The organism is Bradyrhizobium genosp. SA-3 (assembly GCF_004212635.1).
Taxonomy (GTDB): domain Bacteria; phylum Pseudomonadota; class Alphaproteobacteria; order Rhizobiales; family Xanthobacteraceae; genus Bradyrhizobium.
In genome coordinates this window covers 1-1609 of the sequence record NZ_PSRT01000298.1, presented here as the reverse complement: position 1 = coordinate 1609, position 1609 = coordinate 1, and the positions used below count along the sequence as shown (strand labels likewise).

General features: G+C 67.0%; 2 protein-coding genes. Both read right to left on the bottom strand.

What is annotated here, in order from left to right:
* On the bottom strand, positions 1 to 448 hold a 448-nt coding region (locus CWO91_RS42110; protein WP_130221162.1), incomplete at its 3' end, for a chemotaxis protein CheW.
* Between the two features lie 24 nt (positions 449 to 472).
* Positions 473 to 1609, bottom strand: a 1137-nt coding sequence (locus tag CWO91_RS42105) for a response regulator (RefSeq protein ID WP_130221161.1), incomplete at its 5' end; no start/stop codon positions are given.

The window sequence follows — 1609 nt, the reverse complement described above, 5'->3', positions numbered from 1 at the left end:
CGAGCTCGAGGACGCGATCGACGTCGAGGACGACCATGAGCTGGCCGTCGAGGCGGTGGACGCCGCCGGCGAGCTTGGCCATGCGCGGATCGAGGTTGACGGGGTTTTCCTCCTTGCCGTCCTCGGGCAGGCGCAGCACCTCGCCGATCTGGTCGATCAAGAGGCCATAGGATTCACCGCGCAGGTCGACGCCGACCGCCATCGGCACCTTGCCGTCTTCGGCCTTGGGCAGGCCGAGCCGGGCGCGCATGTCGACCACGGTGACGATGCGGCCACGCAGGTTGAGGACGCCGGCGATCTCGCGCGAGGACAGCGGCACGCGGGTGACGCGCTCGGGCATGAACACGTCCTGGACGCGGGAGATCGGCAGGCCGAACAGCTGGCCGCCGATCATCGCGGTGACGTATTCGACCATGGCGCCTTCGCTGGATTGGGTCTTGCTGCTCATCGCTTGTCTCCTGATCCCTGCGGTTTAAGCCGCTGCCCGGCTCAGCTCGGAGGCGCCGGCGGCGCCCGCGGTCTGCTCCTTCAGCGCCGCGATCAGACCGGGACGGTCGAACTTGGCGACATAGTCGTGGAAGCCGGCCTGACGGCCGCGCTCGATCGCCGCCGGCGACACCAGCGCGGAGAGGCCGATGATCGGCATCGCGCCGAGATTGTTGTCGGAGCGGATCAGTTCGGCGAACTCGAACCCGTTCATGTCGGGCATCTCGATGTCGGTCAGGACCACGTCAAAGCTCTGCGCGCGCAGCGCGGCGAGGCCCTCCTGCGCGCCTCCCGCGGTGCGGACGCGGTAGCCGGCGGCTTTGAGCACCGGCGCCAGCATGTTGCGGAAGAAGGCGCTGTCGTCGACCAAGAGCACCGACTGCGAGTGCAGCGACGGCTTCATCTCCTTGCGGGTGAACCAGTCGGCGAACGCCATCGGCAGGAAGTGGCCGACGTCGATCACCTCGGTGGCCTGGCCCTTGATCACGGCCGAGCCGAGAATGCCCGAGGAGGAGCCGCCGACCTCGATGTTGAGCCGTTCCTCGACGATGTCGATGATCTCGTCGACGACGAGGCCCATGGAGCGGCCGTCATCGGCGAACACCAGGATCGGCTGGGCGCCCTGGCTCGCGATGGTGACGCCCTCCATGGCGACCAGCGGCATCAGCTGCTCGCGGTACTGCACCATGTAGCGGCCGTTACTGAACTCGATCTTGTCGGCCGGCAGCTCCTCCAGGCGGGTGACGAGCCCGAGCGGGACCGCCTTGGGCTGGGACGAGCCGGCGCGGAACACCAACAGCGAGGTGGTCTGCTCGCCACTGCCGATGTGATGCGCCGCGTTCTCGTCGGCCATGTCATGGGCCGAGGAGCCGGCGGCGCCGAGCGCCTTGGCAATGCCGTTGGGATCGATGATCATGATCACGGCGCCATCGCCCAAGATGGTGTTGCCGGAGAACATGTCGATGTGACGCAGCTTGGTCGACATCGGCTTGACCACGATCTCCTCGGTGTGGAACACGCCGTCGACGACGATGCCAAAGGTCTGGCTGCCGACCTGGGTCACCACGATAAAGCCGTTCTCGGGATCGGACGCGGCGCCATCGTCGATCTTCAAGAGCTTCTT